Source organism: Novosphingobium sp. BW1, from assembly GCF_008107685.1.
Classification (GTDB): domain Bacteria; phylum Pseudomonadota; class Alphaproteobacteria; order Sphingomonadales; family Sphingomonadaceae; genus Novosphingobium.
Map to the genome: position 1 here is coordinate 339,800 of NZ_VIRF01000058.1, position 24,934 is coordinate 364,733.

At 64.3% G+C, this 24,934-nt stretch carries 22 protein-coding genes; 7 read left to right on the top strand and 15 right to left on the bottom strand.

Going from position 1 to position 24,934, the window contains the following annotated elements:
• Positions 1 to 141 precede the first annotated feature (141 nt).
• The 5 genes from FMM79_RS06615 to FMM79_RS06635 form a co-directional block, all read right to left on the bottom strand.
• A complete protein-coding gene (locus FMM79_RS06615; RefSeq protein ID WP_162528453.1) occupies positions 142 to 1,290 on the bottom strand; it encodes a DUF3089 domain-containing protein in 1,149 nt (382 codons plus the stop codon).
• 13 nt (positions 1,291 to 1,303) lie between these two features.
• Positions 1,304 to 2,131 (bottom strand): alpha/beta fold hydrolase, encoded by an 828-nt coding sequence (locus FMM79_RS06620; protein WP_148626717.1) that lies wholly within the window; start codon positions 2,129 to 2,131, stop codon positions 1,304 to 1,306.
• 8 nt (positions 2,132 to 2,139) lie between these two features.
• Positions 2,140 to 3,555, bottom strand: coding sequence for an MFS transporter (locus FMM79_RS06625; RefSeq protein WP_148626718.1), 1,416 nt, complete (start codon positions 3,553 to 3,555; stop codon positions 2,140 to 2,142).
• A 148-nt stretch (positions 3,556 to 3,703) separates the two neighbouring features.
• On the bottom strand, positions 3,704 to 4,420 hold the full coding sequence (locus FMM79_RS06630; RefSeq protein ID WP_148626719.1) for an SDR family oxidoreductase: 717 nt from the start codon (positions 4,418 to 4,420) through the stop codon (positions 3,704 to 3,706).
• 22 nt (positions 4,421 to 4,442) lie between these two features.
• Positions 4,443 to 5,465 carry an alpha/beta hydrolase gene (locus FMM79_RS06635; protein WP_148626720.1) on the bottom strand — a complete coding sequence of 341 codons (1,023 nt, stop codon included), beginning with the start codon at positions 5,463 to 5,465 and terminating at the stop codon, positions 4,443 to 4,445.
• 236 nt (positions 5,466 to 5,701) lie between these two features.
• On the opposite strand from FMM79_RS06635, the gene FMM79_RS06640 reads away from it, so the two are divergent.
• Entirely contained in the window at positions 5,702 to 6,925 is a 1,224-nt protein-coding gene (locus tag FMM79_RS06640; RefSeq protein ID WP_148626721.1) for a serine hydrolase, read from the top strand.
• An 11-nt stretch (positions 6,926 to 6,936) separates the two neighbouring features.
• On the opposite strand, the gene FMM79_RS06645 is transcribed toward FMM79_RS06640, so the two are convergent.
• Positions 6,937 to 7,803 (bottom strand): DUF1838 family protein, encoded by an 867-nt coding sequence (locus FMM79_RS06645; RefSeq protein ID WP_148626722.1) that lies wholly within the window; start codon positions 7,801 to 7,803, stop codon positions 6,937 to 6,939.
• Positions 7,804 to 8,022: 219 nt separating this feature from the next.
• On the opposite strand from FMM79_RS06645, the gene FMM79_RS06650 reads away from it, so the two are divergent.
• Positions 8,023 to 9,771 (top strand): acyl-CoA dehydrogenase C-terminal domain-containing protein, encoded by a 1,749-nt coding sequence (locus FMM79_RS06650; protein ID WP_148626723.1) that lies wholly within the window; start codon positions 8,023 to 8,025, stop codon positions 9,769 to 9,771.
• 55 nt (positions 9,772 to 9,826) lie between these two features.
• Positions 9,827 to 10,618 carry a nucleoside triphosphate pyrophosphohydrolase gene (gene mazG / locus FMM79_RS06655; protein WP_148626724.1) on the top strand — a complete coding sequence of 264 codons (792 nt, stop codon included), beginning with the start codon at positions 9,827 to 9,829 and terminating at the stop codon, positions 10,616 to 10,618.
• On the opposite strand, the gene hflX is transcribed toward mazG, so the two are convergent.
• From hflX to dusB, 7 genes are all read right to left on the bottom strand, one after another.
• Positions 10,595 to 11,941 (bottom strand): GTPase HflX, encoded by a 1,347-nt coding sequence (gene hflX / locus FMM79_RS06660; protein WP_205466517.1) that lies wholly within the window; start codon positions 11,939 to 11,941, stop codon positions 10,595 to 10,597. The two genes, mazG and hflX, sit on opposite strands and share 24 nt — an antisense overlap.
• Before the next feature lie 7 nt (positions 11,942 to 11,948).
• Complete coding sequence (gene hfq / locus FMM79_RS06665; RefSeq protein WP_148626725.1) at positions 11,949 to 12,524, bottom strand: RNA chaperone Hfq; 576 nt, start codon at positions 12,522 to 12,524, stop codon at positions 11,949 to 11,951.
• 143 nt (positions 12,525 to 12,667) lie between these two features.
• The gene (locus tag FMM79_RS06670) at positions 12,668 to 14,065 is read right to left on the bottom strand and encodes a sigma-54 dependent transcriptional regulator (RefSeq protein ID WP_148626726.1); all 1,398 of its coding nucleotides are present in this window, start codon (positions 14,063 to 14,065) and stop codon (positions 12,668 to 12,670) included.
• Between the two features lie 73 nt (positions 14,066 to 14,138).
• Complete coding sequence (locus FMM79_RS06675; protein ID WP_148626727.1) at positions 14,139 to 16,355, bottom strand: ATP-binding protein; 2,217 nt, start codon at positions 16,353 to 16,355, stop codon at positions 14,139 to 14,141.
• Between the two features lie 124 nt (positions 16,356 to 16,479).
• Positions 16,480 to 17,901: a sigma 54-interacting transcriptional regulator gene (locus tag FMM79_RS06680; protein ID WP_371710873.1), complete on the bottom strand. Its 1,422-nt coding sequence runs from the start codon at positions 17,899 to 17,901 to the stop codon at positions 16,480 to 16,482.
• Positions 17,901 to 19,025, bottom strand: coding sequence for a nitrogen regulation protein NR(II) (locus tag FMM79_RS06685; RefSeq protein WP_148626729.1), 1,125 nt, complete (start codon positions 19,023 to 19,025; stop codon positions 17,901 to 17,903). Before FMM79_RS06685 ends, FMM79_RS06680 begins: the two co-directional genes overlap by 1 nt.
• Entirely contained in the window at positions 19,022 to 20,050 is a 1,029-nt protein-coding gene (dusB, locus tag FMM79_RS06690; protein ID WP_148626730.1) for a tRNA dihydrouridine synthase DusB, read from the bottom strand. Before dusB ends, FMM79_RS06685 begins: the two co-directional genes overlap by 4 nt.
• An 81-nt stretch (positions 20,051 to 20,131) precedes the next feature.
• Here dusB and FMM79_RS06695 point away from each other — a divergent pair, with 81 nt between their 5' ends.
• Genes FMM79_RS06695 through FMM79_RS06705 form a run of 3 tightly spaced genes read left to right on the top strand, consistent with a single transcriptional unit; the run spans position 20,132 to position 22,439 of the window.
• Entirely contained in the window at positions 20,132 to 21,316 is a 1,185-nt protein-coding gene (locus FMM79_RS06695; protein ID WP_148626731.1) for a bifunctional 2-C-methyl-D-erythritol 4-phosphate cytidylyltransferase/2-C-methyl-D-erythritol 2,4-cyclodiphosphate synthase, read from the top strand.
• A gap of 27 nt (positions 21,317 to 21,343) precedes the next feature.
• A complete protein-coding gene (locus FMM79_RS06700; RefSeq protein ID WP_205466520.1) occupies positions 21,344 to 21,937 on the top strand; it encodes a hypothetical protein in 594 nt (197 codons plus the stop codon).
• Position 21,938: 1 nt separating this feature from the next.
• Positions 21,939 to 22,439 carry a CinA family protein gene (locus FMM79_RS06705; RefSeq protein ID WP_148626732.1) on the top strand — a complete coding sequence of 167 codons (501 nt, stop codon included), beginning with the start codon at positions 21,939 to 21,941 and terminating at the stop codon, positions 22,437 to 22,439.
• Between the two features lie 132 nt (positions 22,440 to 22,571).
• On the opposite strand, the gene FMM79_RS06710 is transcribed toward FMM79_RS06705, so the two are convergent.
• Together FMM79_RS06710 and lipA are read right to left on the bottom strand one after the other, a co-directional pair.
• Positions 22,572 to 23,018 carry a type II toxin-antitoxin system RatA family toxin gene (locus tag FMM79_RS06710; RefSeq protein ID WP_148626733.1) on the bottom strand — a complete coding sequence of 149 codons (447 nt, stop codon included), beginning with the start codon at positions 23,016 to 23,018 and terminating at the stop codon, positions 22,572 to 22,574.
• A gap of 81 nt (positions 23,019 to 23,099) precedes the next feature.
• On the bottom strand, positions 23,100 to 24,032 hold the full coding sequence (gene lipA / locus FMM79_RS06715) for a lipoyl synthase (protein ID WP_148626734.1): 933 nt from the start codon (positions 24,030 to 24,032) through the stop codon (positions 23,100 to 23,102).
• A 154-nt stretch (positions 24,033 to 24,186) separates the two neighbouring features.
• Between lipA and FMM79_RS06720 the strand changes: the two genes are divergently transcribed.
• Entirely contained in the window at positions 24,187 to 24,840 is a 654-nt protein-coding gene (locus FMM79_RS06720; RefSeq protein ID WP_148626735.1) for a carbonic anhydrase, read from the top strand.
• The last annotated feature ends 94 nt before the right edge of the window (positions 24,841 to 24,934 follow it).

The following is a 24,934-nucleotide window of genomic DNA, read 5'->3' on the forward strand; positions in this document are numbered from 1 at the left end:
CCGCTTATCTCTAGCAGGTTCTACCTGTCTGAAAGCTGCACCAAAGTGCTGTGCCTGCGCATTCTTCAATTAATTGTTATAAGATGTAGACATTTATGCCACAGCGCCGTGCAAGGTTTGCATCCTTTATTCGCGCAGCGGTTAGCGATGTGTTGCAAGCCAGCGCTGCGCACGCAAGCGCGCATTCGCCCGAATATCCGCCCAGAACAAACCGATGTCGTGATAGTGCATCACACCTGTCCCGGGCAGCGGCTCAAGCCCAAGGCCCGGTGCCGGATAGACCACCAGCATTCCACGCTCGCAACGGGCGGCAACCGCACCTTTGCGCAAGGGCGCCATCGCGCCGAAGCCCGGCGAACCGGGCACTGCGCCCTTGGCCTGTGCCGAAAGGTTGGACGGCTGGCTGCGTTCGAAGGTGACCGGGTTCACACATACCATCTGCTGCCCGGCCTGCGCGCCGTATATATCGGCAAAGCTCTTCTCGTAGGCCGAGACAATCGGATCAAGGTCGGTTCCCGCGAGAATGGCGTTCCACTGGACAAGGCATCCGGTCTGGTCGGCATGGTCGCATACCGGCACCGACCCGAAGCGTAGCGGCACTTCGGCCTCGGCAATGTTGATGCCCACGATGTAGGCCGCGACGAGACGCTCCTGCAGGGGCGTGCCGGCAACCTTCTTTTCAAGAAGATCCCCCACGTGCTTCCCGCCTTGGCTGTGTCCGGCCAGAATGAACGGGCGCTCATCCCCGATATGCTTCAGGAACCAGTCGAAGGCCCGCTCGATATCGGTGTAGGCCAAGGCATAGGCCGCGTCGGTATGGGCGCGCGAGCGCAGTGCGTTGGTGCTCGCCGCGCGGTAGCGTGGAGACCAGATTTCGCAGCACGCCGAGAACGCGCTGGCCTGACGCTGAACCACGCTCTCATCGGCCCAGCGGCTCGCATCAGCATCGGCCGGATCCTGGGTCCAGTCGTCCTTATCGGACAGGAAGGTCGTGGGGTGAACGTAGAACACGGCAACGCCCGGATCGCTGGCCGCTGGGGTTGCGCCTTGCGGCAGGGCTCTGGCTGGGCCCGGCCCTTCAGGGCCCGCCGACCACATGGCCGGATCTGCGTAATCAGGTGGCGCGACCGCGCCTTCACGAACCTCGCGCGAGCCCTCTTCCAATTGCGCAGGGGTGGGGGCCGGCCCGGCGCCTTGCGCAAGTGCCACAGGGCTAGCACACAGCAGCGCTGCTCCCAGCGCCGCACGCGTCAGCCAGCCTGTATGGATTGTGCCGCTCCTGCCCATCATCGTCTTCCTTGTGTCAGTTTCCGTCGAGAAAAGCGCGCACGTCGCGCGCGAAGGCTTCATCGGCAAAGGCCAGGAACCCGTGCCCGCACCCTTCCAGTTCGCGATAAATCCCGCGTTCCAGCAGCTGCGCGGCTTCACCCGTCACCGCGTTCAGGTCATCCTCGCTGTTGAGGATCAGTGCCCGGTGCGGCAGCGCAGAGAGGACCGCGATCAGATCATATTCGAAGACCGCACGGTAGCCCCAGTCCATGCGCTCGCCCAGGCGCAGGCATTCGGCCATGGCGACCTGTCGCTGCGCACCATCGAGACGGCGGTCGGCAAAGCTCGACTGGAAGGCATGGAGCTGCTCGGCCCGTGCAAGGCTGCCGTCGACCGGCGGGAACATGCCATCGATCCCACGCAACATGTCCTGGCGCGCTGCCTCGCCGAACGCCGGCAGGCTGCAGAATACCAGATGCCGCACGCGGCCGTCGTATCGGGCCAGTTCAGCGGCAAGGACAGAGCCGGTATGATGGCCCATCGCATCGTAGCGGGTAAGTGCGAAGCCAAGGCCTGCGGCCAGGGCCTCAAGCCCTTCGGACAGCGCCGTGGCCAGTTCCTCGAGCGAGGCGGGTTCGGGCGGCGCATCGCTTTGCCCGTAGCCCGGCGTGTCGGGGGCGACTACCCAGCGGTCCCGGCTCATCAGCGCCAGCACCGCATCCCAGTCACCACCGTGGCTCGGCGTCTGGTGAAAGCAGACCAGCGGCGGCGCGACCGGCACGGCTTCCGGCTCCGCGATCCGCACGTGCAGCTGTCCGAAACGGCAGGGTACGTAAGCGCGGCGGAGCCTGGAATGTTGCATGACTGCGGTCAGTCCTTGGCGATGCGATAACGCGAGAAGACGATGAGGCTGACAACCTGCAGTGCCGCTGGGATCAGGCTGTAGAGCAGCAGGATGCCGGTAACCGCGTGCGGGGTCTGCTCGACCGCGCCACCCTTGGAAGAGACGAAGCCGAAGGCGCTCATGACGAGGCCCGCGATGACGGGCCCCAGTGCGAAGGAGAGCTTCTCGATGGCGGAGAAGAGCCCGGCAAACACACCCTCGTTCGCGGCGCCAGCCCGGCGGCGCTGGAAGTCGATGGTATCGGTCAGCATCGAGAGCGCGAGCATGATGAAAGCGGCATTGCTGATGCCGATGAGCGCTCCGCGCACCAGCACAAGAAGATGTTGTGTGCCCATAACGCCAACGCCGGGCAACGTCATGATCTCGTCGGTGGCGGGCGCCATCCAGTACCAGGACACGGTGACTGCGGTCCACATGGCCGAGGCGAAGACGTAGGTCTTTTCCTTGCCCCAGCGGCGCGAGAGCGTAAACCACAACGGCTGCGCGGCAATGCCCGCTATCGACATCACGAGGATGAAGGCCGGTATGATCCAGACCGCCTGCAGCGCATAAAGGAAGACAAAGCCGATCACGGTGTAGCCCGAAGCCTGGCCGATGTTCTGGATAAGGCAGGTGAGAACCAGGATCAGGTAAGGCTTGTTGGTGCCAATCACCTTGAGCTGGCTGATGAGACTGCCCTGTACGGAATCGTCCTCAATCATCGGCACACGGGCAAGCCCGATCGCGGTCACCAGCATGGTGACAAGGCACACGGCGCCCAGCGTCAGCGCCATCATCGTCCAGCCATGATCGCCCCCGCCCAGCCAGTAGATCATCGGCTGCGCGACGCCGACACCGATAAGAACGCCGAAGGTCGAGAAGATCATGCGGAAGATCATGATCCGGGTACGCTCGTGCGGGTCGGGCGAAAGCGTCGCGGCGATCGCCAGATAGGGCACCGAGAACATCGAGAAGGCCGTTGAGGCCAGGAAGAACAGAAGACAGGTGAGCGCGGCCGAGACCATCGGGCTCGCGCTTTCGGTCAGCGTGAAGAGCGCGACGAAGCCAAGGCTCGTCAGGATCGCACCGCCGACCAGGAAGGGCGTGCGCCCGTAGAGCTTGCGCATGCGGTCCGACCAGGCGCCGACAAGCGGGTCACAGGCGATGAGCCAGAGCTTGGGAATGAGCACGACAAGCCCGGCGAGCCAGGCTTCAACCCCCAGCATCGTGGTCATGAAGAGCGGCAGAAGCACCGCGGGCGTGTCGCGGAAGATCTGCGCGCCCAACTGGCCCGTGCCATACCGCAGCAGGACGGATGTGCCCACCTTGCCGTCACCGGGATTGGTCTGGGCAGAAGCGGTCGCGGCCTGGGACAAGGTACCGCTCGGGAAGAGATCGGTCATCGAGGGGGGAAGCTCCGAATAAGTCCATGTGCCAATTGCGTTAAATCAAGGATCTTCAACGCAAGGCGTTTATGGCAGCGTGGTGTTCTCCTTTCGCCGCGTGCACGCACCGCTTTAGGGATACGATATCCGACAGGCGGACCAAACTTCACCAAGCTACGTCTTCCCCAAGCAGGTTGAGGAAGCGTCCGGTGTCCACAGGGCCCAGGCCCGCGATCACGTCCAGCTGCTTGGCGACGCTCTCGTCCACGCACCATGTCGCGGCCGGGCCGCCCAAATCGGTGCGCGTCCAGCCTGGCGCCATGGAGACAATCGCAATGCCCTCCCCGACCAGATCGATCGACAATCCCTTCATCACCATGTTGAGCGCGGCCTTGCTCGAACGATAGGCGTGGCTCTGGCCCATGGTATTGGCAGAGATCGAGCCAAGCTCCGATCCCATCATCACCACTAGCGGCTGAGCGCTGCCACGCAGGTTCGCGCGCAAGGCTACGGTCAGCCGGAAGGGCGCGATGGTGTTCACCCGCAGGATCTCTTCCCAGAGCGCGTAGTCCATGCCCTCGGACGACTGGCGCGGCGCATCGCTGGTCCAGCTGCCCCCATAGAGCCCGGCGTTGTTGACGAGGACATCGACGGCCTCATCCCCCAGGCGCTGGACGAATGCCACGAGCGAAACCGCGTCCGCGACGTCAAGGGTTTCGAGGCGCACACGCCCCGGATACTTGGACGCGAGCGCCGAGAGTTGCTGGGCCGCTTCCCGATCGCGGAAGGTCGCTATGACCCGCTGGCCAGCTGCCGCCAGTTGCCGGACATATTCCAGGCCAATGCCGCGATTGGCGCCCGTGACGAGCCAAGTTCGGGTCATACGAATATCTCCTTGGGTGCCATCAATCGGCCATGGTGAAGCCCTCAGCCTCAATCCACCAGGCGAATTCCTCGATCCAGTGGTCCTGAGTGCCTCCGGCCTTCTTCATACCGAAGCCGTGTCCGCCGCGTTCGTAGCGGTGCGTCTCCGGGCTGTAGCCCGCGTCCTCGAGCGCGGCCTGCCAGGCGTCGAAGCCCTGCCCCACCGCGACATCGTCCTGCGCGACCGCCATGAATACCGGCGCGAGCCGTCCCGGCGCAGGCGTTGGTGCCGGGCGCAGCCACGGCTCCTCGGGCGTGCCTTCGGGCCAGGGCAGGTTCGCCGGTGGAAGCTCGGGCAGGCTTTCCCCGAAAGGAAATCCGTAGATGAGCCCGGTAAAATCGGGCCGCGAGCCCTCTTCGACCAGTGCCATCTTGCCCGCAACGTGCCCGCCCGCCGAAAAGCCGACCGCCCCGATGCGGTCAGGCGCGATCCCGTAGTCCTGGGCGCGCGCACGAATGAGGCGCAGAGCCTCCAGCCCATCCGTTACACCCGGCTCGCCGCCGACACCGGGGCGCATGGTCGTGTTGACGCGCGTGCGCATCGCCTCGTTGGTCTCACCCGGAGGGGTCTGGATCAACCGGTACTTGAGGACGAAGGCCGCAATACCATGGTCAGCCAGCCACTGCGCCACGCGCGAGCCCTCGTGGTGAATGGCCAGAAGACGGAAACCGCCGCCCGGTGCGACGATCACCGCCGCGCCCGTGGCCTTGGCCGGATCGGGCAGGAACGCCTGATAACTGGGTACCGTGACGTTCCAGAGGCTCTCACCGTCGTCGCGCGCTTCCTCGGTGACGGGCTGGTCGATAAGCCCGGGCCAATTCTGGTCCACCGGCGCGCCGTGCGGCCAGATCGCTTCAGGAGGCAGCACGCGCACGCCGTCTGCCTGCACGCCCGGCGTGGACGCCTCCAAGCCCGTGGGCGTCACCATGTCCGCGGCGTACAGCCGCGTGGCCAAGGTCAGGGCAACCAGGGCCACGCCCATGAATACAGTCGATTTCATCATCCCGGCATTTCCCCTGCTTGTCCATCAATCCGCACGACCGCGTGTCCGGCGGCCGACAATCCGACCCCTCACGTCGCAGGATCGGCACCAAGCCCCCTTACCCGCGAGCTTTTTCTGTTCCGTTGTCCGACTGGTGGACAGCACCTCAAAGGCCGGACGGAGCCTGCGGACGATCATGCCACCTTCGCGGCACACATTGAGGGAGGTGCAGAAGGGTGGGTCTCAGGCACAAGCGCATGCATGTAAGAACGACAGCCGCCGCGCTGCTGTGCGCGAGCCTTGCCGCCCCGACCCAGGGTGCCAACGCGGCTCCCACGAAGCCCTTCGAAGATCCCGTCTACCGCAAACGGCTTGAAGTCTACGTCACCGACTACAGCAAGTTCGTCTATACCCCGATGGCACAGGTCGTTGGTGCGCCGGACTGGACACCCCTACCCTCCGCGCCGGAGACGGTCATCAACCAGACCGCTCTGGAAAATGCTACCGCCTATGTCCAGCGTATGAACAGCACCGCGCTGATCGTATGGCACAAGGGCAAAGTTGCACTCGAGTGGTACGGCGAAGACGTGACGCGCACTACGCCGCTTGTCTCGAAGTCGCTCTCTAAGCCGCTGTCCGCAATTGCCGTGGGCCGCGCGATCGCGCTCGGCAAGATCACCTCGCTCGATCAGCCAATCGCCGAGTTCATCCCTGAGCTTGCAGGCACGCAGAAGGGGCGGATCAAGGTGCGCCACCTTCTCGACATGCGCTCGGGGATGCAGCACCAGAGCTTCTCGCCGGCCCCCGAGAGCCCACTCAACCTCGGCTTCCTTTCGCCCGAGCACACCCGGCACATCATCGCGAGCTATCCGATGATCGCCGAACCGGGCACGCTCTACTCGTACGCTAACGCCCCCGCAGACCTCGTGGGCGAAGTCATCACACGGGCCACGGGCCTGGACTACGCGGAATTCGTCGACATCGAAGTCCTCCGCCCCATTGGTGCAATGGGTGGTGCGTTCTGGCTCAATCGGCCCGGCGGCGAGGCCCACTCCGGTTGCTGCATGATGCTCCCCGCCGAGACCTTCTTGCGGCTTGGCGTGCTGCTCCTTCACGACGGGACATGGGAAGGGCGCAGGCTACTCCCCCAAGGCTACGTGGCGCAGATGCGCACGGGCACCACGCAGAACCCACACTTCGGCCTCGGCGTGTGGATCGGCGCTCCCTATGTCAAGCGTCGCCCTTTCGGCGCGCCCGACCAGCCCGGCCCGCGCGTTCTGCATTCCGAACCCTATCTCGATCCCGACCTGTTCCTGTTCGACGGCAACGCCTCCCAGATCGTCGACATCGCGCCGGGGCACGATCTTGTCGTGCTGCGCATGGGGGGCAACCCGCCGCGTCCCACGCAGGAGAACCCCGAGGAATGGGACAACAGCTATCTGGTGAACACGCTCATCCGGGGAATGAAATCCCGCGAATGAGCGCGGAGTAATCAGGCACTCCAGAGCGGCGCAAGCAGCTCGGTTGGATCCTCCAGCACCTCGGGACGGCGCGCGCGCGTTGCCGCGATCCAGGCGGGCGGCATCTGCGCCCAATCCGCGTTGTGCGCGCCCACCCCCGTCGCGGTGAGGTGCCCTGGCCTGTCCCCCATGTTCATCCAGGGCCGCCACGAACAGACATTGGTGAACGACACCGAGACCGGCACGCGCGTGGCACCTGGGGCCTCCATCGCCGCGCAGCTTGCATGGTAAGTGTTGCTTTCGGAATAGCGGAACGGCTTTGCAACGCCCGGCACCTGCATCGCGGTCCGCGTGCGCTCGGTCACCCACAGGTCATCGCCGCGCAGGTCAAAGGGCAGCACTTCGTGCTCCATCGTCAGCCCGGGGATATCCTTCTCAAGCTGCAGTTCCAGCTCGGGACCGAAGCGCACCTTGGAAGGCGCATATCCCCCCTGCGGCACCTGCACATCCTCGCCGGTATAGGGGTTGCGATAGGTATCGAGAGCGGCCCCGGTGACCGGATCGGCGAACCAGGCAATCTCGGCGTTGACCGCCTCGAAGCGACCGTCGGAAAGCTGGCGCGAGCGCGAAAAGACTGCAGAGACAACCGCGAATAGCGGGTCCATCCGATCCTCGACAACGCCGTAGTAGCGCGCCGAAACCCAACTCATGGTGAGCCTTTCGTCCAGCGCACCGCGTAGCATCATGAAGGTCCGCAAACGCCCCTCTGCGGTCCCGATGTCCAGCGGCACACCACCATCCCCCTGCCGCGCCAGCGCTGTGTCTGTCGCCACACATGCCAGCGCCCCCAGTGCTGCAAACCCCGCACCCAGCGCGCCGCGTCGATCCCATCCCGACATACCGTATTTCCCCTTCCCGTTTTCCTGGAGGAAACATCCGGCGAGCCTGGCTTGGGCACCATGTGCCACGCGTTGGATATTCGCGTGGCGGACAGTCCTTCATCCCTCGACACCTATTCGAACTGCTCGCCAACTTGATTGTAACAACTGTTTGGTACATAGGATCGCGTAACAGAAGGGTCAGACCCTCGAACCCGGTTTGGAAAGGATGTTTGCGCGATGACCAGCTTCACGCCGCCCGTGGAGGATATGCGCTTCCTGCTCACGCAGGTGCTCGATTTCGATGGCCAGATCGCCACCCTGCCCGGCTGCGAGGATGTCTCGGCCGAATTCGCGGGCGAAGTCCTGACCGAAGCCGCTCGTTTTGCCGCGGAGAAACTCGCCCCGCTCAACCTGCCCGGCGACGAACAGGGCGCCGCGCTTAAAGACGGCAAGGTCACCACACCCGAAGGCTTTCCCGAAGCTTACCGCAACTTCGTGGAGGCTGGCTGGGTTGGCCTCTCCGGCAATCCCGACTTCGGCGGTCAGGGCCTCCCGCGCACGCTCCAGATCCTCCTCGACGAGATGGTGAGCGGCGCGAACGTCTCTTTCGGCCTGTTCCCCGGCCTTACCAGCGGGGCCGCCGAAGCGCTCGAACACCATGGGAGCGAGGGACTCAAGGCCCGGTGGCTCCCCGGCCTTATCACCGGTGAGACCTGTGGCGCGATGGCGCTGACCGAAGCCAATGCAGGCACCGACCTTGGCCTCCTGCGCGCCCGCGCCGATCCGGTCGGCGATGGCAGCTACAAAGTCACCGGCACCAAGATCTTCATCTCCTCGGGCGATCAGGACTTCGGAAACAACATCGTACATCTCGTCTTGGCACGCCTTCCCGAAGCTCCGGCTGGGGTGAAGGGCATCTCGATGTTCCTCGTGCCCAAGTTCCTGCCCGCCGAGAGTGGTGGGCTCGGCGACCGCAATACGATGTCTGTCGGCGCACTCGAACGCAAGATGGGCATTCACGCGCAGCCGACCTGCGTGATGAATTACGATGAGGCCATCGGCTGGCTGGTGGGTGAGCCTGGACGCGGGCTCAACGCCATGTTCACAATGATGAACAACGAGCGCCTCTTCGTTGGCATCCAGGGTCTGGGCATTGCCGAGGCCGCGCACCAGAAGGCCGCGACCTACGCGCGCGAACGCCTGCAGGGCCGCTCCTCGGACAACACCCGCGCGCCGGTGGCGATCATCGAACACGCCGACGTGCGCAAAATGCTGTTGGAGGGGCGCGCTTTCCTTGACGCAGGGCGCGCGCTGGCGGTGTGGACCGCGATGCAGATGGACATCGCCGCGCGCCACCCCGATCCCGAGGTACGTGGCCAGGCCAACGGCATGGTTCTCCTGATGACCCCCGTCATCAAGGCCGCCTTCACCGACATGGGCTTCGAGACGACGGTCAAGGCCCAGCAGGTCTTTGGTGGGCACGGCTACATCCACGAATGGGGGATGGAGCAGTTCGTGCGCGATGCGCGCATCACCCAGATCTACGAAGGCACCAATGGCGTGCAGGCGATGGACCTGGTCGGCCGCAAGCTCCCGATGGAGAACGGCAATCTCATGGCGCGCTTCCTCACCCTGGTAGAGAGCGATCTTGCCGCAGCGGAGGGATCGCCATTCGCTGCGCAGCTTGCCGAGGCGCTTGTCGCGCTGCGCCGGATCGCACAGAGCCTGGTCGCGCAGAAGGGCGATGTCGAGGCGCTGGGCGCCGCAGCCACTGATACCTTGCGGCTTGTCGCGCTGGTTTCGCTGGGCTGGATGTGGGTGCGCATGGTCACGGCCTGCAACGGCGAGCACAGCGCCCTCGCGCAGAAGAAGCGTGCAGTCGCTGGCTATTTCTTCGCCCGGATGCTCCCCCAGGTCCACGCGCTTGCCGCACAGATCGAGGCGGGCCCCGAAACCATCATGACCATGGACGCCAAGCTGTTCTGAGCGCTAGAGGGAGGCGCACCGTTGCCTCCCCTTTCCCATCTGCGCAAGGACAGCCATGACCACCGCTTCCCGTCACGACCAGATCGACCGCCTGCTCTCCATTATGGCCACGCTGCGCGATCCGGTGAACGGGTGCGAGTGGGACCGGGCGCAGGACTTTGCCTCGATTGCGCCCTATACCATCGAGGAGGCCTACGAGGTCGCCGACGCTATTGAGCGCGCGGATCTTCCTGCCCTTCGCGAGGAACTGGGCGACTTGCTTCTCCAGGTGGTCTTCCACGCGCGCATGGCCGAAGAGCAGGACGCCTTCGCCTTTGCCGATGTCGCCGCTGCGATCGCGGACAAGCTGGAAACGCGCCACCCGCACATCTTCGGTGAGGGCGACGAGGAAACCGGCCAGACCGAGCGCTGGGAGAAGCTGAAGGCACAAGAACGTGCGGCCAAGGGGGAAACGAGCGCGGTCGATGGCGTTGCGGTTGCCCTCCCCGCGCTCATGCGCGCCGAAAAATTGCAGAAGCGCGCCGCGCGTGTCGGCTTCGACTGGCCCGATCCGAGCGGCGCGCAAGACAAGGTGCGCGAGGAACTTGTCGAACTCGCCGAGGCTTCGGATGCGGAAAAGCTGGAGGAAGCCGGCGACCTGCTGTTTGCCGCCGTCAACCTGGTGCGGCTCAACGGGATCGCGCCCGAAGACGCGCTTCGCGCCGCGAACGCCAAGTTTGAACGGCGCTTCCGGGGCATGGAAACCCTCGCCAGCCAGCGAGACGAGGTTTTTGCCGACCTCGATCTCGACGCGCAGGAAGCGCTCTGGCAGGCGGTGAAAGCGTCAGAGCGTGCGAAAACGGCCTAGTTCACGCTCGGCTAGGCGCACTTCGATCCGGATGCGGGGGCCATTTTCGTCCTCGCCGTCCGCGACTTCGGAGAGCACTTCGCCCCGCGCATGCAAGAAGGCCAGCCGCTGACCGTCGGCCGCCGGAAGCACGAAGGTATAGACCTTCGCATCGGCGTTGAGGCCATGGCCGACAACGTCGAGCAAATGCTCACAGCCTTCACCCGTAGTCGCCGAGAGCGGGATGATCGTCTCGTCCGAACGGTAGTCGATAACCTCGCGCAGTTCCTCTGCCCGCTCGGGTGTGAGCAAGTCCCACTTGTTCCAGACCTCAATGATCGGAATCGTGGGTTCCTCACCCGGTTCTTCCTCATCGTCCTCGCGCGGGATCACGCCCAGATCCGAGAGAACCGATAGCACCTGGCGCTTCTGCGATTCGGTGTCGGGGTTGGCGATGTCGCGTACGTGCAGGATCACGTCGGCTGCCGTCACTTCCTCCAGCGTGGCGCGGAAAGCCGCGACGAGCTGGGTAGGAAGATCCGAGATGAAGCCCACGGTGTCCGACAGGATCGCTTTTTCGACGCCCGGCAGGCGCACCGCGCGCATGGTCGGATCGAGCGTGGCGAACAGGAGGTCCTGCGCCACAACGTCCGCGCCCGTCAGGCGGTTGAATAGCGTCGACTTGCCCGCGTTGGTGTAGCCCACCAGCGCGACGATCGGCCAGGGCGCCTTCTCGCGCCGGTCCCGGTGCAGCCCGCGCGTACGGCGTACCTGCTCCAGTTCGCGGCGCAGGCGTCCCATCCGATCGCGGATCATCCGGCGGTCAGCCTCGATCTGGGTCTCGCCTGGGCCACCAAGGAAGCCGAAGCCACCACGCTGACGTTCCAGGTGGGTCCAGCTACGCACCAGGCGCCCGGCCTGATAATCGAGGTGGGCCAGCTCGACCTGCAGGCGGCCTTCGGCGGTCGCTGCGCGCTCCCCGAAGATCTCTAGGATGAGGCCCGTGCGATCGATGACCTTGCGCTTAAGCTTCTCTTCAAGATTGCGCTGCTGGATGGCGGTGAGCGATCCGTCCACCACCACCAGTTCGGCCTCATGGAGGTTACAGGCGACCGAGATATTCTCGATCTGACCTTCGCCGAACAACGTGCCCGCGCGAGGCTCGCGGATCGGGATAATCTGGCCATCGGCAATCACGAGGCCGATCGCGAGTGCGAGCCCCTTGGCTTCTTCGAGGCGGGCTTCCGGGTCCAGATCGGCGCTGCCCCGGTTGCCGCGCATGTGCGGATATACGACGAGGGTACGCGCACCGCGCGTAACCTGTCCTTTCAGTTCGTCGTCCAAGCTGGAATCAGTCTTCCGCTTCTTCGTGGCTCTGAAGGTCCACCGGGGTCACCGGCTGGATCGTCGAAACCGCGTGCTTGTAGGCAAGCTGCACATAGCCTTCGCGTTCGAGCAGCATGCAGAACAGGTCATAGGCCGCAACCCGGCCCTGTAGCATGACGCCGTTGATGAGGAACATCGTCACCTGCACGCCGGCGCTACGGATGCTGGAGAGGAAGACGTCCTGCAGCGCGCGGGTCTTCTTGGCCCCCTCGCCGCTGTTGAACTGGGCCGCATCGACGGGCGTCGAGGGCATGATCGTCGAAATGGCGTGCTTGTAGACCAGCTGCGACTGCCCATCGCGGCGCAGCAGGATCGAGAAGTTATCGAACCAGGTGACGATACCCTGGAGCTTGACGCCCTTGACCAGGAACATGGTCACGGGGGTCTTGTTCTTGCGCAGGAGGTTGAGGAACTGATCCTGAAGGTTCTGGCCCTTGCCGGATGCAGGTGCAGTTTGCGCGGGAGCTGCCGCGGGCTTGGTGTCCGCAGCCTCCGTGGAGGCGCTCGCTCTCGGCCGTGCTGAAAGCGTTCGATCAGCCATTGTATTCTCCTTCTTTTTGGCGGCCGCTGATGCGGTCCGCGATCTGGCATGCCCATCCCGGATCATGCCGTAAGCGAATCGAAATTACCCGCTTGCTGCAATGCAGTAAATCCGAAAGTTATGGTGGTCGCCTTGCGCGTGTCTCACCCCTCGCTTTCGCCGGGAGTTTCCTCCTCCTTACGCTCTGACATGCCGAGCAGCTTGAGCTTGCGGTGCAGCGCTGAGCGCTCCATGCCGATGAATGAGGCCGTCTTCGAGATATTCCCGGAAAACCGCCGAATTTGGACGCGAAGGTACTCACGCTCGAAGCTTTCGCGCGCCTCGCGAAGCGGCGCGCTCATCATCACCGCCACGCCGCCATCGCCGCCGCCGCGGGCGTTGAAGATTTCCGGGGGCAACATGTCGGGCTCGATCCGGTCCAGCTTTTCGCGCGGGGCCATGATGACCGTACGCTCGACCACGTTGCGCAGCTGGCGCACGTTGCCCGGCCACTCGTAGGCCTGAAGCGCGGTCATGGCCTCGGGCGAAACCTGCGGCGGGGCCACGCCCTGCTCGTTGGCGTAACGCGCAAAGAAGTGGTCCATCAGCGCGGGAATATCGTCACGTCGTTCGCGCAGCGCCGGGATGGCCACGGGTACGACGTTGAGGCGGTAGAATAGGTCCTCGCGAAAGCGCCGCTCGGAAATTTCTTTCTCAAGGTCGCGCGAGGTGGAGGAGACAACGCGCACGTCGACGCGGATCTGGCGGGTGCCGCCCACGCGCACGAATGCCTGATCGGTCAGCACGCGCAGGATCCGGGCCTGCGTCGACAGCGGCATGTCCGCCACTTCATCGAGGTACAGCGTGCCGCCATCGGCGGTTTCCAGGAGGCCCGGACGCACCAGCGCACCCTCGGCTTCCTCCCCAAACAACTCCTGCTCGAAGCGCTCAGGCGTGATTCGCGCCGAGTTGACGCTGACGAAAGCCTTGTCCGAGCGCGGGCTCCAGGCGTGGAGAAGCCTTGCGGCCACTTCCTTCCCCGAACCGGCAGGCCCTGTGATGAGCAGGCGGCTGCCGGTGTTGGCCACGCGCTTCAGGGTCGCACGCACCTGGTTGATCGAGGCGCTCGAGCCGGTGAACTCTTCTCCGGTCGAGAAGTCCTGGCGCAGCTGGGCGTTTTCGCGGCGCAGGCGTTCGGTTTCGGTCGCCTTTCCGACGAGGTGGATCAGCCGCTCGGCTTCGAAAGGCTTTTCGATGAAATCGACCGCACCACGCCCGATCGCCGCCACCGCGGTATCGATGTTGCCGTGGCCTGAGAAGATGATGACTGGCAATTCGGGCTCGCGCGCCTTGATCGCGTCGAGCACCTCAAGCCCGTCAAGGCGGCTGCCATGCAGCCACACGTCAAGAAGCACCAGCGAGGGGCGGCGCTTGTCGATTTCCTCGAGCGCCTGAGTGCTGTCGCCCGCAGTGCGGCAATCGTACCCCTCGTCGCTCAGGACCCCGGCAACGAGCTCACGAATATCACGCTCGTCGTCAACAATCAGGATTTCCAGTGCCATGGCCCAATCTTCTTCTTGTTTCTCGTGTCATTCCTAGCAAGCGCGACGCGCCTGTGTTCCCGCATGGCCGCCCTCATTCGGCGGCCTCCTGCTTGCGCTGGCGCAGCAGCGGGTCAGCTGCGAAGCGCATTGTCACCAACGTCCCGCCGCCCCTGGCGGGGGTAAAGGTCATGTCGCCGCCATGCTCCTCGACGATCTTGTTGACGATCGCGAGGCCAAGGCCCGTACCCTTTTCGCGGGTGGTGACATAAGGTTCGATGATCCGTTCGTGTGCCTGGGAGAGGCCAATGCCGTTGTCGGCGATGCGCACCTCGATGCAATCCCCGCTGGCCGTGATGTCCACTGCGATCCGCCCCTTGTAACCTTCGCCGGCTTCGCGCGCCTTGGTTTCCGTGGCCTCGACCGCGTTCTTGAGGACGTTGGTCATGGCCTGGCCGAACTGGTGGCGGTCGCAATCGATGGTGCCGATCTCATCCTCGGCCGCGAAGGTGAAGTCGACGTCGGGACGGGCCACTTCCTGAAGAAACAAGGCCTGCCGGGTGAGCGCCACGGGGTCTTCCGCTCGAAACACGGGTTTGGGCAGCCGGGCGAACGAGGAAAATTCGTCGACCATGCGGCGCAGGTCCCCGACCTGCCGGATGATGGTGGCGGTAAGGTCCTCGAAAAGCTCCGGGTTATCGATGATCTGTTTGCGGTAGCGACGGCTGAGACGCTCGGTCGCCAGCTGGATCGGCGTAAGCGGGTTCTTGATCTCGTGCGCAATACGGCGCGCGACGTCCGACCAGGCCGCGGTGCGTTGGTCAACCAACTGACGGGTGATGTCTTCAAAGGTGATGACGTGACCGGTCGCATCGCGGCTCGTTTTCACGGCAAGCGTCAGGAGTTCGCCGCCACGGCTGAACTGGACGATGCCACTGCGATCATCGCTCTCGATCATGGTCGCGATGGCCGGGGCCAGCTCGGCGATCGGCATGCCCTCGGGTACGTCATCCTGATTGGTGAGCTTGAGCGCGGAGCTGTTCATCAGAAGGATGCAGCCCCTCTCGTCGAGCGAGATGATGCCCGAAGTCACCGATTCCAGAACGGCCTCAATGAACAGGCGGCGTTCGTGAAGCTGGCGGTTGGCGCCCAGAAGCGCCTGCGTCTGCTTGTCGATCTGCGCAGTCATGCGATTGAAGGCGCGGTTGAGAAGGCCGATTTCGTCGGTACCGGTCCGCCCCTCGAGCTGTAGCGAATAGTTGCCTGCCCCCACGCGCCGCGCCGCTTCGACCAGCTCGTAGAGCGGCTGGACCTGTCGGTCGGCAAAGCGCAGCGCGAACCAGACCGAGAGCCCGACCAGCGCCAGCGAGGCCACGAACAGCGCGACGTTGAACTGCAGCTGCATGATCCGCGCCCGGCTGGTGAGCACCTCGTAGGCCTGGACGATATTCTCGGCGCGCTGCCCCTGACTGAGGGAAACCAGGTCATTTGTACGTGCGACCAGCAGGTAGACACCCGACTGCCGTTCGATCGGCGCGCCGGCGACAATCCGATTGTTCTTGGATTCCGCGACATAGGGCTCGCCCTTGTCGAGGCGTTCGAGCATTTCCTTGCTCAAGCGGTTGTTCTCGGACTTGTTGTCCGGATCAACGATGATGGGGGTGCGTTGCTCGCCATCGGAGTCGATCTGGATGACCGCCGCAACCGACAGATTACGAAGCAGGACCTGATTGGCGAGAAAACGTTGGAAGGTCTGGCTAACGACAGGATAGCTCTCCAATTCACGGCGAGAGTCCGTTGCCATCGCGACCGATTCGTAGCCGACGTCGCGCACCGTCTGTTCGTAATAGCCCCGTGCCAGCTTGTTCGCATTTTCAAGGAGGCCGCGCGAGTTGTCGGAAAACCAGAACTCGACACCCGACTGGAACAGCCACGAAGCGAAGACCACCACCAACAGCGTCGGTATCGCCGAGATCAGTGAAAAAATGAACACCAGACGCACGTGCATCTGCCCGGTGCCGCCGATACTCTCCGCCGCGCGTTGCAGGGCTATGTAGCGCCCCAGAAGCACGATCAGCGCCATCGCGGGCACCAGCATGCCGACCAGAAGCGTGGCTGTGAGATTGGAGGGAATGGGGCGCGCCGCATCCCACCCTGAATTGAGGCTGATCCAGGTGATCGAACTCATGACCACGAAGGCGACCACGCACAGCGCGGCGATCACCGCGAAAACGTTGGCACGGCGCGCCGCGATCTGGAATCGCCTCCACCACCGTGGCCAGTTTCGTCGTGTTGCGGGTATTGCACTCATCGTTGCACCTATACAACACCCCTGTTGCGCCAGCGCAAGTTCCAAATCTGCGTACTGCGTTCGGTCGCAGGCACATATCGGCGAGACGACGCCGCGTCCGGATCGCCTTGTGCCGCCACGAAGATTAACGTCGGGCGAATTCCTCAGGGTCGAGCGCCAATTCGCTCAGGCGCTTGCGCAAGGTATTCCGGTTGATCCCCAGCGCCTGCGCCGCGCGCAGCTGGTTTCCAGCGGTCTGGCGCAGGATCGAGGCAAAGAGCGGGCGCTCCAGCGCCGCGAGCGCCGAAGCGTAGATCGTCCCCGAAGCGGGCTGCGCGTTTTCCAGCCACTGGACAATGGCCGTCTCGATATCAGACCTTTCCGGTTTGCCCTCGAGGGCAGGCTCCGCACTCGCCGCCTGGCGTAGCAGCGGGACAACGACCTCCACGTCGATCGTGTCCTCACGCGCCAGCAGGGTGAGCCGGTAAACGAAATTTTTGAGCTCGCGCACGTTGCCCGGCCAGACCTGCTCGCCCAGCATGCGGGAGGCCGCCGGGGTCAGCTGCCGGCGCGGCAGCCCCTCGCTTGCGGCCTGCTGGAGGAAATGGCGGGCCAGAACCTCGATATCGTCGCGCCGCTCGCGCAGGGGCGGCATGTGTATGGGTACCACATTGAGGCGGTAGAACAGATCCTCGCGAAAGCGTCCGGCCGCAATCTCAGGTTCGAGCGACTTGTTGGTGGCCGCCACGATGCGCACGTCGAGGCAAATGTCTTCCTGCCCGCCCACGCGGCGGATCGTGCCCGACTGGAGCGCGCGCAGCAGACGCGTCTGCGCCTGCATCGGCATGTCACCAATCTCGTCGAGAAAGAGCGTGCCGCCAGCCGCCTGTTCGAACTTGCCGACATGGCGCGCGACCGCACCGGTAAAGGCGCCCTTCTCGTGCCCGAACAGTTCACTCTCGATCAGCTCGGCCGGGATCGCGGCGGTATTGACCGCGATGAACGGCCCGGCCCGGCGATTGCCGAGCTGATGGATCGCCTCGGCTACCAGCTCCTTGCCGGTCCCCGATTCGCCCAGGATCAGCACAGTGAGGTCATTGCGCAGGACCCGCGTGATCATGCGGAAGACCGACTGCATCGCCGGGCTGCGGCCCACCAGCGGCAGGCCATCCTCGACGATGTCCTCATCCTCAAGAGCATCTCCACCGCCCGCGTTGCCCGCCGCCTGACACACGGTGCGCGCCAGTTCATCGATGTCGAAAGGCTTGGGAAAATACTCGAAGGCACCGGTGTCGGTAGCGCGTACGGCGGTGTCGAGCGTGTTCTGCGCCGAAAGAATGATGATCGGCATGTCAGGACACAGCGTACGAACCACCCCCAAAGTCTCGATCCCGTCCCCATCGGGCAGCATGACGTCGGTCACCAGTGCACTGAAACGATGCTGCTGCAAAAGCCGGTCGCGCTCGGCAAGCGTCTCGACATGCATCACGTTCGCGCCTTCGGCGACCAGCGCCGCGTCAATGACGAGCGCGATCGAGGGGTCGTCCTCGACCAACAGGACTTCGATCACGATGGCCTCCCTCCCAAGAGTGTCTTTCGTGTTTCCTTCGCAAGCGGCAAGTGAACGCGAAAGTGCGTAAGCCCCTTCACGTCGTCGCGCTCATGCGTGATACGCCCTTTCATCTCACGCACCAGTTTGCGCACGAGCGGCAGACCGAGCCCCTGCCCCGATTTCTTGCTGGTGACGAAGGGCTCGAAGATATGCTCGCGAAGGTTCGGCGCCACACCTTCACCATTGTCGGTCACGCGCAGTTCGACCGGCAGGCGCAGCGGCTTGCCGTCCTCGGTGGTGTGCAACTGCAACCCGCTGGCAAAGCGGGTGCGCACCATGACACGTGGCACGGCTTGCGAAAGGCTGGCTTCCATCGCGTTCGACAAGAGGTTGATGATGACCTGCACCAGAGCATCCGCGCTGCCCAGGACAGGGGGAAGCGAAGGGTCAAATTCCTCCTGGATGGTGCAGTATTCCGGGTGCTCGGCGCGCCCGGCATGGATCACGTCAATGGCCCGGCGTGCGGCCTCGTGCAGATTGCAAGGCGCCATGGCGGGAGCCGTCTGACGGCTGAGGTCCTGCATGCGCCCGATAAGATCGGCGATGCGGTCCACTTCGCCCGTGATAAGATCGGTCAGCGCGTGCCCCTTCTCGTCGACCTGACGCGACAAAAGCTGCGCCGCGCCGCGTATCCCGGCAAGCGGGTTCTTGATCTCGTGCGCCATGATCTCGGGTCCGCGAAGCGCAGTGGCATCGAAGCCGCCCGAATCGTCGCCCAGAGCCTCGGCCGTCGTGTGATCGTGGATCATCAACACCTGCCAGCGCGGATGATCGGCAACCGGCGCGACGTTGAGGTCGATCCGGCGCATGCCCATGCCTTTGACCTGCACCGTCAGTTCGCGCGCCGAGACCGGGGTCTCGTAGTCGTCCAGGCGATCAAGCACGCGCGGGCTTGTCACATCGAGCAGATCGCGCAGGCCAGCTCCCGCCAAGCGCCGCAGCGACTGGCCGAAGAACTGTTCGGCGGCCGGATTGACCGAGGCGATGCGCAGGCCCGGCTCGAGCAGCACGACCGCCTGCGGGAGGCTGGCCAGCACGCGGTCGGCTTCGGGCAAGGTGATGCCCGCCGCCTCGCTCATGCGGCCTGCGCCTCACGATATGGGGCGTAGAATTCGGCTAGCGCCCCCAGCACCTCGTCGGGGTCGTCGATGAAGTTCGCGCGGTTGCGGAACTCGGCAGAGCCCTTGATGCCCTTGACGTACCAACCAAGATGCTTGCGGGCCATCTTGACGCCGGTATCGCGCCCGTAGTGCTCCAGCATCGCTTCGTAGTGTTCGCGAATGATTGCGTACTGCGTGCCGAAATCGGGCTCTGCAGCGACGGGCTGACCGCGCCACCACTGCATGATCTGCGAGAGGATCCAGGGCTTCCCGTAAGCGCCGCGACCGACCATCAGACCGTCTGCGCCCGACTGCTCCAAAGCGTTCGCCGCGTCCTCGATCCCGCAGATGTCGCCGTTGACGATAACAGGTATCGAAACCGCGTCCTTGACCTTGCGCACGAAGCTCCAGTCCGCGCTGCCTTTGTACATCTGGTTGCGGGTGCGCCCATGGACGGTGATCATGCGGGCCCCCAGATCCTCGGCGATACGCGCAAGTTCAGGGGCGTTGAGGCTGTCGTGGCACCAGCCCATGCGCATCTTGACCGTCACCGGAACCTTGACCGCCTTGACCGTCGCCTCGATCAGGCGCGTCGCCAGCGGCACGTCGCGCATCAGCGCCGAACCGGCATCGCCGTTGACGACCTTGCGGACCGGGCAGCCCATGTTGATGTCGATGATCGCCGCGCCGCGATCTTCGACCAGCTTCGCCGCCTCGCCCATCTGCTCGGGCTCGCAGCCGACCAGCTGCATGGCGACCGGGTCCTCACACGGGTCCCACATCGCCTTCTGCACCGAAACGCGCGTTTCGCGAATCGCAGCCGGGCTGGCGATCATCTCGGTCACGTTGAGGCCGGAGCCGAAGCTGCGCACCATCTTGCGGAACGGAAGGTCGGAAACCCCCGTCATGGGCGCGAGCACGACGGGACAGTCGATCCTGACGGGACCGATGTCGATGGGCTTGAGCGCGGGCGCGGCCGGCAAGGGGGTGTCGTGTCGAGTCATATCTTGTGCACCACTGCCTAAAAAACAGGCAGGCGCATAGTGGATTGCCCTCTTCGCAGCAAGCGATTACCCGCAATCGCGATGACGCAGAGCACTTCCACTCCCCCCCGTGCCATATCCGACACACCCAGAGTCGCCGCTGTTGTGGTGGCTGCGGGCAAGGGTTTGCGCGCCGGACAGCCCCTTCCCAAGCAATTCGTGAACTGGCGCGGCAAGCCTGTCCTGCGCCATTCGGTGGAGACCCTGGCCGCCGCTGGAATCGCCCCGATCTGCGTCGTGATCCCCGAGAACACGGGTCCCGTGGCGCGCGAAACACTTTCCGGCATCGCCGGGGTGATACTTACAGCAGGCGCGAAGACGCGACAGGAATCGGTGCGCCTTGGCCTAGAAGTGCTTGTCGGATCGCACCCCGAGCACGTCCTTATTCACGATGCCGCGCGCCCGATCCTGCCCCAGGCGGTCATCGCGCGGCTGCTCACCGCACTGGAGCACCACAAGGGCGCAATCCCGGTCCTCCCGGTGGTGGACAGTCTTGCCCACAGCGAGCCGGGCGCGCATGGGCCACGCATGGGAGCAAGCGCGCGGCGCGAGGACCTGAGGCGGGTACAGACCCCGCAAGCCTTCCGATTCGCTGAAATTCTCAACGCCCACCGCGCCTGGGACAGCCCGGCCAGCGCCGGAGATGACGCCCAGGTCGCCCAGGCGTGGGGCTGCGACATTGCCCTCGTCGAAGGAGACGAAGCCCTGCACAAGTTGACCTACAGCCACGACTTCACTCCCACCGCCCCGCTCATGCGTGTGGGCACCGGGTTCGACGTCCACCAGCTGGAAGAAGGCGAAGATCTGTGGCTGTGCGGCGTCAAGATCGAGCACACCCACGGGCTTGCCGGCCACAGCGATGCTGACGTGGCCATCCATGCTCTCGTCGATGCCCTGCTCGGCGCGATTGCGGCGGGCGATATCGGGCAGCACTTTCCGCCCAGCGAGGCGCGCTGGAAGGGCGCGTCCTCGGACCGCTTTCTCGCCCACGCGGCATCGCTCGCGGCCGACGCGGGTTACGCGCTCGGCAATGCGGACGTGACAATCGTCTGCGAGGCGCCCAAGATCGGCCCCCACCGCGACGCGATGCGCACACGCCTGGCCGAGATTCTGGGCGTTGACCCGCAGATTGTCAGCGTAAAGGCAACCACCAGCGAAAAGCTGGGCTTTACCGGCCGCCGCGAAGGCATTGCCGCCCAGGCCGCCGTCAGCCTCGTGCGGCTCTGACCAAAAGGCTTTTCAAGGAGACGTCTGGTGACCCGATTTGCTTCTCGCGTTCGACGGTATGCGCGCCGCGGGCTGGCCGCAGGACTTGCCGCCAGCGTTGCCGTGTGTCCAACGCTCACCAGTGCGGCCACGCAGGCCTGCCTGACCCGCAGCGAAGCCCGCTCGGTCCTTACCTATTCGCTCCCGCAGGTGATCGATGGGACGGCGCGGCGCTGCCGTCAGGCGCTGCCTGCCAACGCATTCCTGTCCACCCATGGACAGGAAGTTGTCCAGCGCTACTCCGGTCCGCGGGAGCAGTACTGGCCCGAGGCTCGCTCGGCCTTCCTCAAGCTGAGCCGCGGACGCGACGAGGGCATGGGGGCAATCGCAGCCCAGCTTCCCGACGAAACGCTCAAGCCGCTCGTCGATGCCACCGTTTCGGGCCTCGTCGCGCAAGCCATTCACCTGGAATCGTGCGAGGAGATCGATTTCGCCATCGACCTGCTCTCGCCGCTTCCGCCCCAGAACACCGCTGGGCTCATCGCGCTCTTCATCGAAGTCGCGGCCCGCTCGGAGACGATCGCCCGACAAGGTGCCACCAGCTCGAAGGCGCTGGGCGGCCTGACCATCTGCAAGGACTGACATGGGTAAACAGCTTCTCTTCCCGACCGACCTGTTCGATCTCGCCGAGCGTGTGATCAGCGAGAACAAGGCGCTGGGCCGCACCATTGCCGTGGCCGAAAGCTGCACCGGCGGTCTTGTGTGCGCTGCGCTGACCGAAGTGCCCGGCTCCTCCGCCGTTCTTGAGCGCGGTTTCGTGACGTATTCCAATGAATCCAAGCAGGAAATGCTGGGCGTCCAGCCCGACCTGATCGAAGCCTTCGGCGCCGTATCGCCCGCCACCGCCTGGGCCATGGCACAAGGCGCGCTGCGCCAGAGCCGCGCGGACGTTGCCGTGGCGATCAGCGGCATTGCAGGTCCTGGCGGCGGCACCGAATTGAAGCCGGTCGGCACGGTCGTTTTCGCCCGCGCCTTTCGCGGTGACGAAGAGGTCAACGCCGAGCAGCAGCACATCGAAGGCGAGGACCGCGCGGCGGTACGCCATCAGGCAGCGCTGACAGCGCTCAAACTCCTTTTACCTTAAATCGTTTATTTTCAGATAGATAGAAGGTAACGCTTACAAAAAGAAACCCCACAGGAAGCCTGCGGGGTTTTCTTTAGAAACCACTTTAAGTGTGGCTCGGGCGCTTTGGTTACAAATCGCAACCGCGCTGGATCAGCCTTTGGCAGGTGCGCCGTAAAGCTCGCTCGCGCGCGTCTCGAACGCGGCCACCATCTTGCGGAAGGCCTTGTCAAAATACTGGCCCGCCAGCTTCTCGAACAGCGCATTGCGGAACGAAAAGCGCACGTCGAACTCGATATCACAGCTGTTTTCGTCGACCGGATGGAAAGTCCAGACGTTGTCGAGGTCCTTCATCGGTCCATCGACATAATGAACGCGGATCTCGCGCGGTCGGGTCTTCTCGACGCGCGAAGTGAACTTCTCACGCAGCGCCTTGAAGCCGACAAGCATGTCGGCGACCATCTCGGTATCGCTGTCCGAACGGACACGGGTCGCCACGACCCAAGGCAGGAACTCCTGGTAGCGGCCGACATCGGCCACGAGATCGAACATCTGCTCCGCGCTGTACGGGAGCCGGTAGGTTTCATGAATTCCGGGCATTTGGGTGTAACGGGCTTTCCGTGGGCCAGTTCCATGCCCGCGCCTGTCCAGCTCTGGACAGGGACCGCGGGACGTTGGGACTCAGCGCTTCTTCTGTTCCTTGGCGAGACGCGCTTCGCGTGCGGCCCGCATTTCGGCGAAATCATCGCCAGCGTGATAGCTCGAACGCGTCAGCGGCGTCGAAGCGACCTGCAGAAAGCCCTTCGCACGCGCGATCGCGCCATAGGACTTGAAGGCCTGCGGGGTCACGAACTCGGCAACTTCGGCGTGCTTGGGCGTGGGCTGGAGGTACTGGCCCATCGTCAGGAAATCGATGTCCGCACAGCGCATGTCGTCCATGACCTGGTGCACTTCGAGACGGCCTTCGCCCAACCCCAGCATGATGCCCGATTTGGTGAAGATCGAGGGATCGTGCGCTTTGACCTCTTCGAGCAGGCGCAGCGAGGCGTAGTAGCGCGCGCCGGGACGGATCGTCGGATAGAGCCGGGGGACCGTCTCGAGATTGTGGTTGAAGACATCGGGTCGCGCGGCAGCGATGGCCTCGATGGCGGGCCGCATCTTGCCGCGGAAATCGGGAGTTAGAATCTCGATAGTGGTCTTGGGGGTCGCTGCGCGCAGGGCTTCGATCACCTTGATGAACTGGCTAGCGCCACCGTCGGGAAGGTCGTCGCGGTCAACCGAGGTGATGACGATGTGTTCAAGGCCCGTCTTCAGCGCCAGTTCGGCAACATGCTCGGGTTCGGCGGGATCGACGCGGCCCGGCATGCCGGTCTTCACGTTGCAGAACGCACAGGCGCGCGTGCACGTATCGCCCAGAATCATCACCGTGGCGTGCTTCTTTTCCCAGCACTCCCCGATGTTGGGGCACGCCGCCTCCTCGCATACCGTATTGAGGCTGAGATCCCGCATCAGCTGGCGGGTTTCACCATAGCCGCGACTGGTCGGCGCCTTCACGCGGATCCAGTCGGGCTTGCGCTTGCGTTCGGGCTTGGGAGCGGAGGAAAGATCGTTCATGGAGCTCAGATAGTCCCTCCAGGCGCCGCTTGCCACCCCCAATATGCACGCTAATGATCGCGCAATCGTGCTTTGTCGCACGGGCGAAACGCAACGGAAGAAACTGCGTTATACCTGCCGCAATGGTTTGCCATATAATCCCAAGGAGCTTTCAATGAGCGAAGCCAAGTCCCCCGTGCTCGAAGATCTCGTGGAGGGATACCGCCACTTCCGGTCCTCCGGATGGAGCCAGAACCGTGAACGCTGGGCAAAGCTCAAGGACGGTCAGGAGCCGCAGGTCATGGTGATCTCCTGCTCCGACAGTCGCGTCGACCCCAGCCAGATCTTCGACGTCGATCCCGGCGAGATCTTCGTGGTGCGCAACGTCGCCGCACTGGTGCCGCCCTATGAGACCACTCCCGGCCACCACGGCGTATCGGCCGCGCTCGAGTTCGCGGTGCAAGTGCTCAAGGTCAAGGAAGTGCTGGTCATGGGCCACGGCATGTGCGGCGGCTGCAAGGCCGCGCTCAGCCAGAGCCTCCGCGGCAATGCGCCGGGCGCAGGCGGCTTCGTCGACGACTGGATTTCGCTCCTTGACGAGGCCCGCGAGAAGGTCGTTGCCGACCATGGCGACAGCGGCCGAGCCGCCGAGATCGAGATGGAGCACGCCGGCGTACGCGTCAGCCTCGAGAACCTGATGACCTTCCCCTGGGTCAGGGACAAGGTTGCCAGTGGCGAGCTCACCTTGCGCGGCTCGTTCTTCGCCATCTCGGACGGTATCCTGCACCTGATGAACCCGGACACGAAGGAATTCGAACCCGTCGACTGATCGGCACCGGTTATTCTGTCGAGCGCAGGACAGAATCCTGTCCCACGCTCGACAAGCGGCCATTTGCATGGCCACACGAAAAAAGGCGATGGAC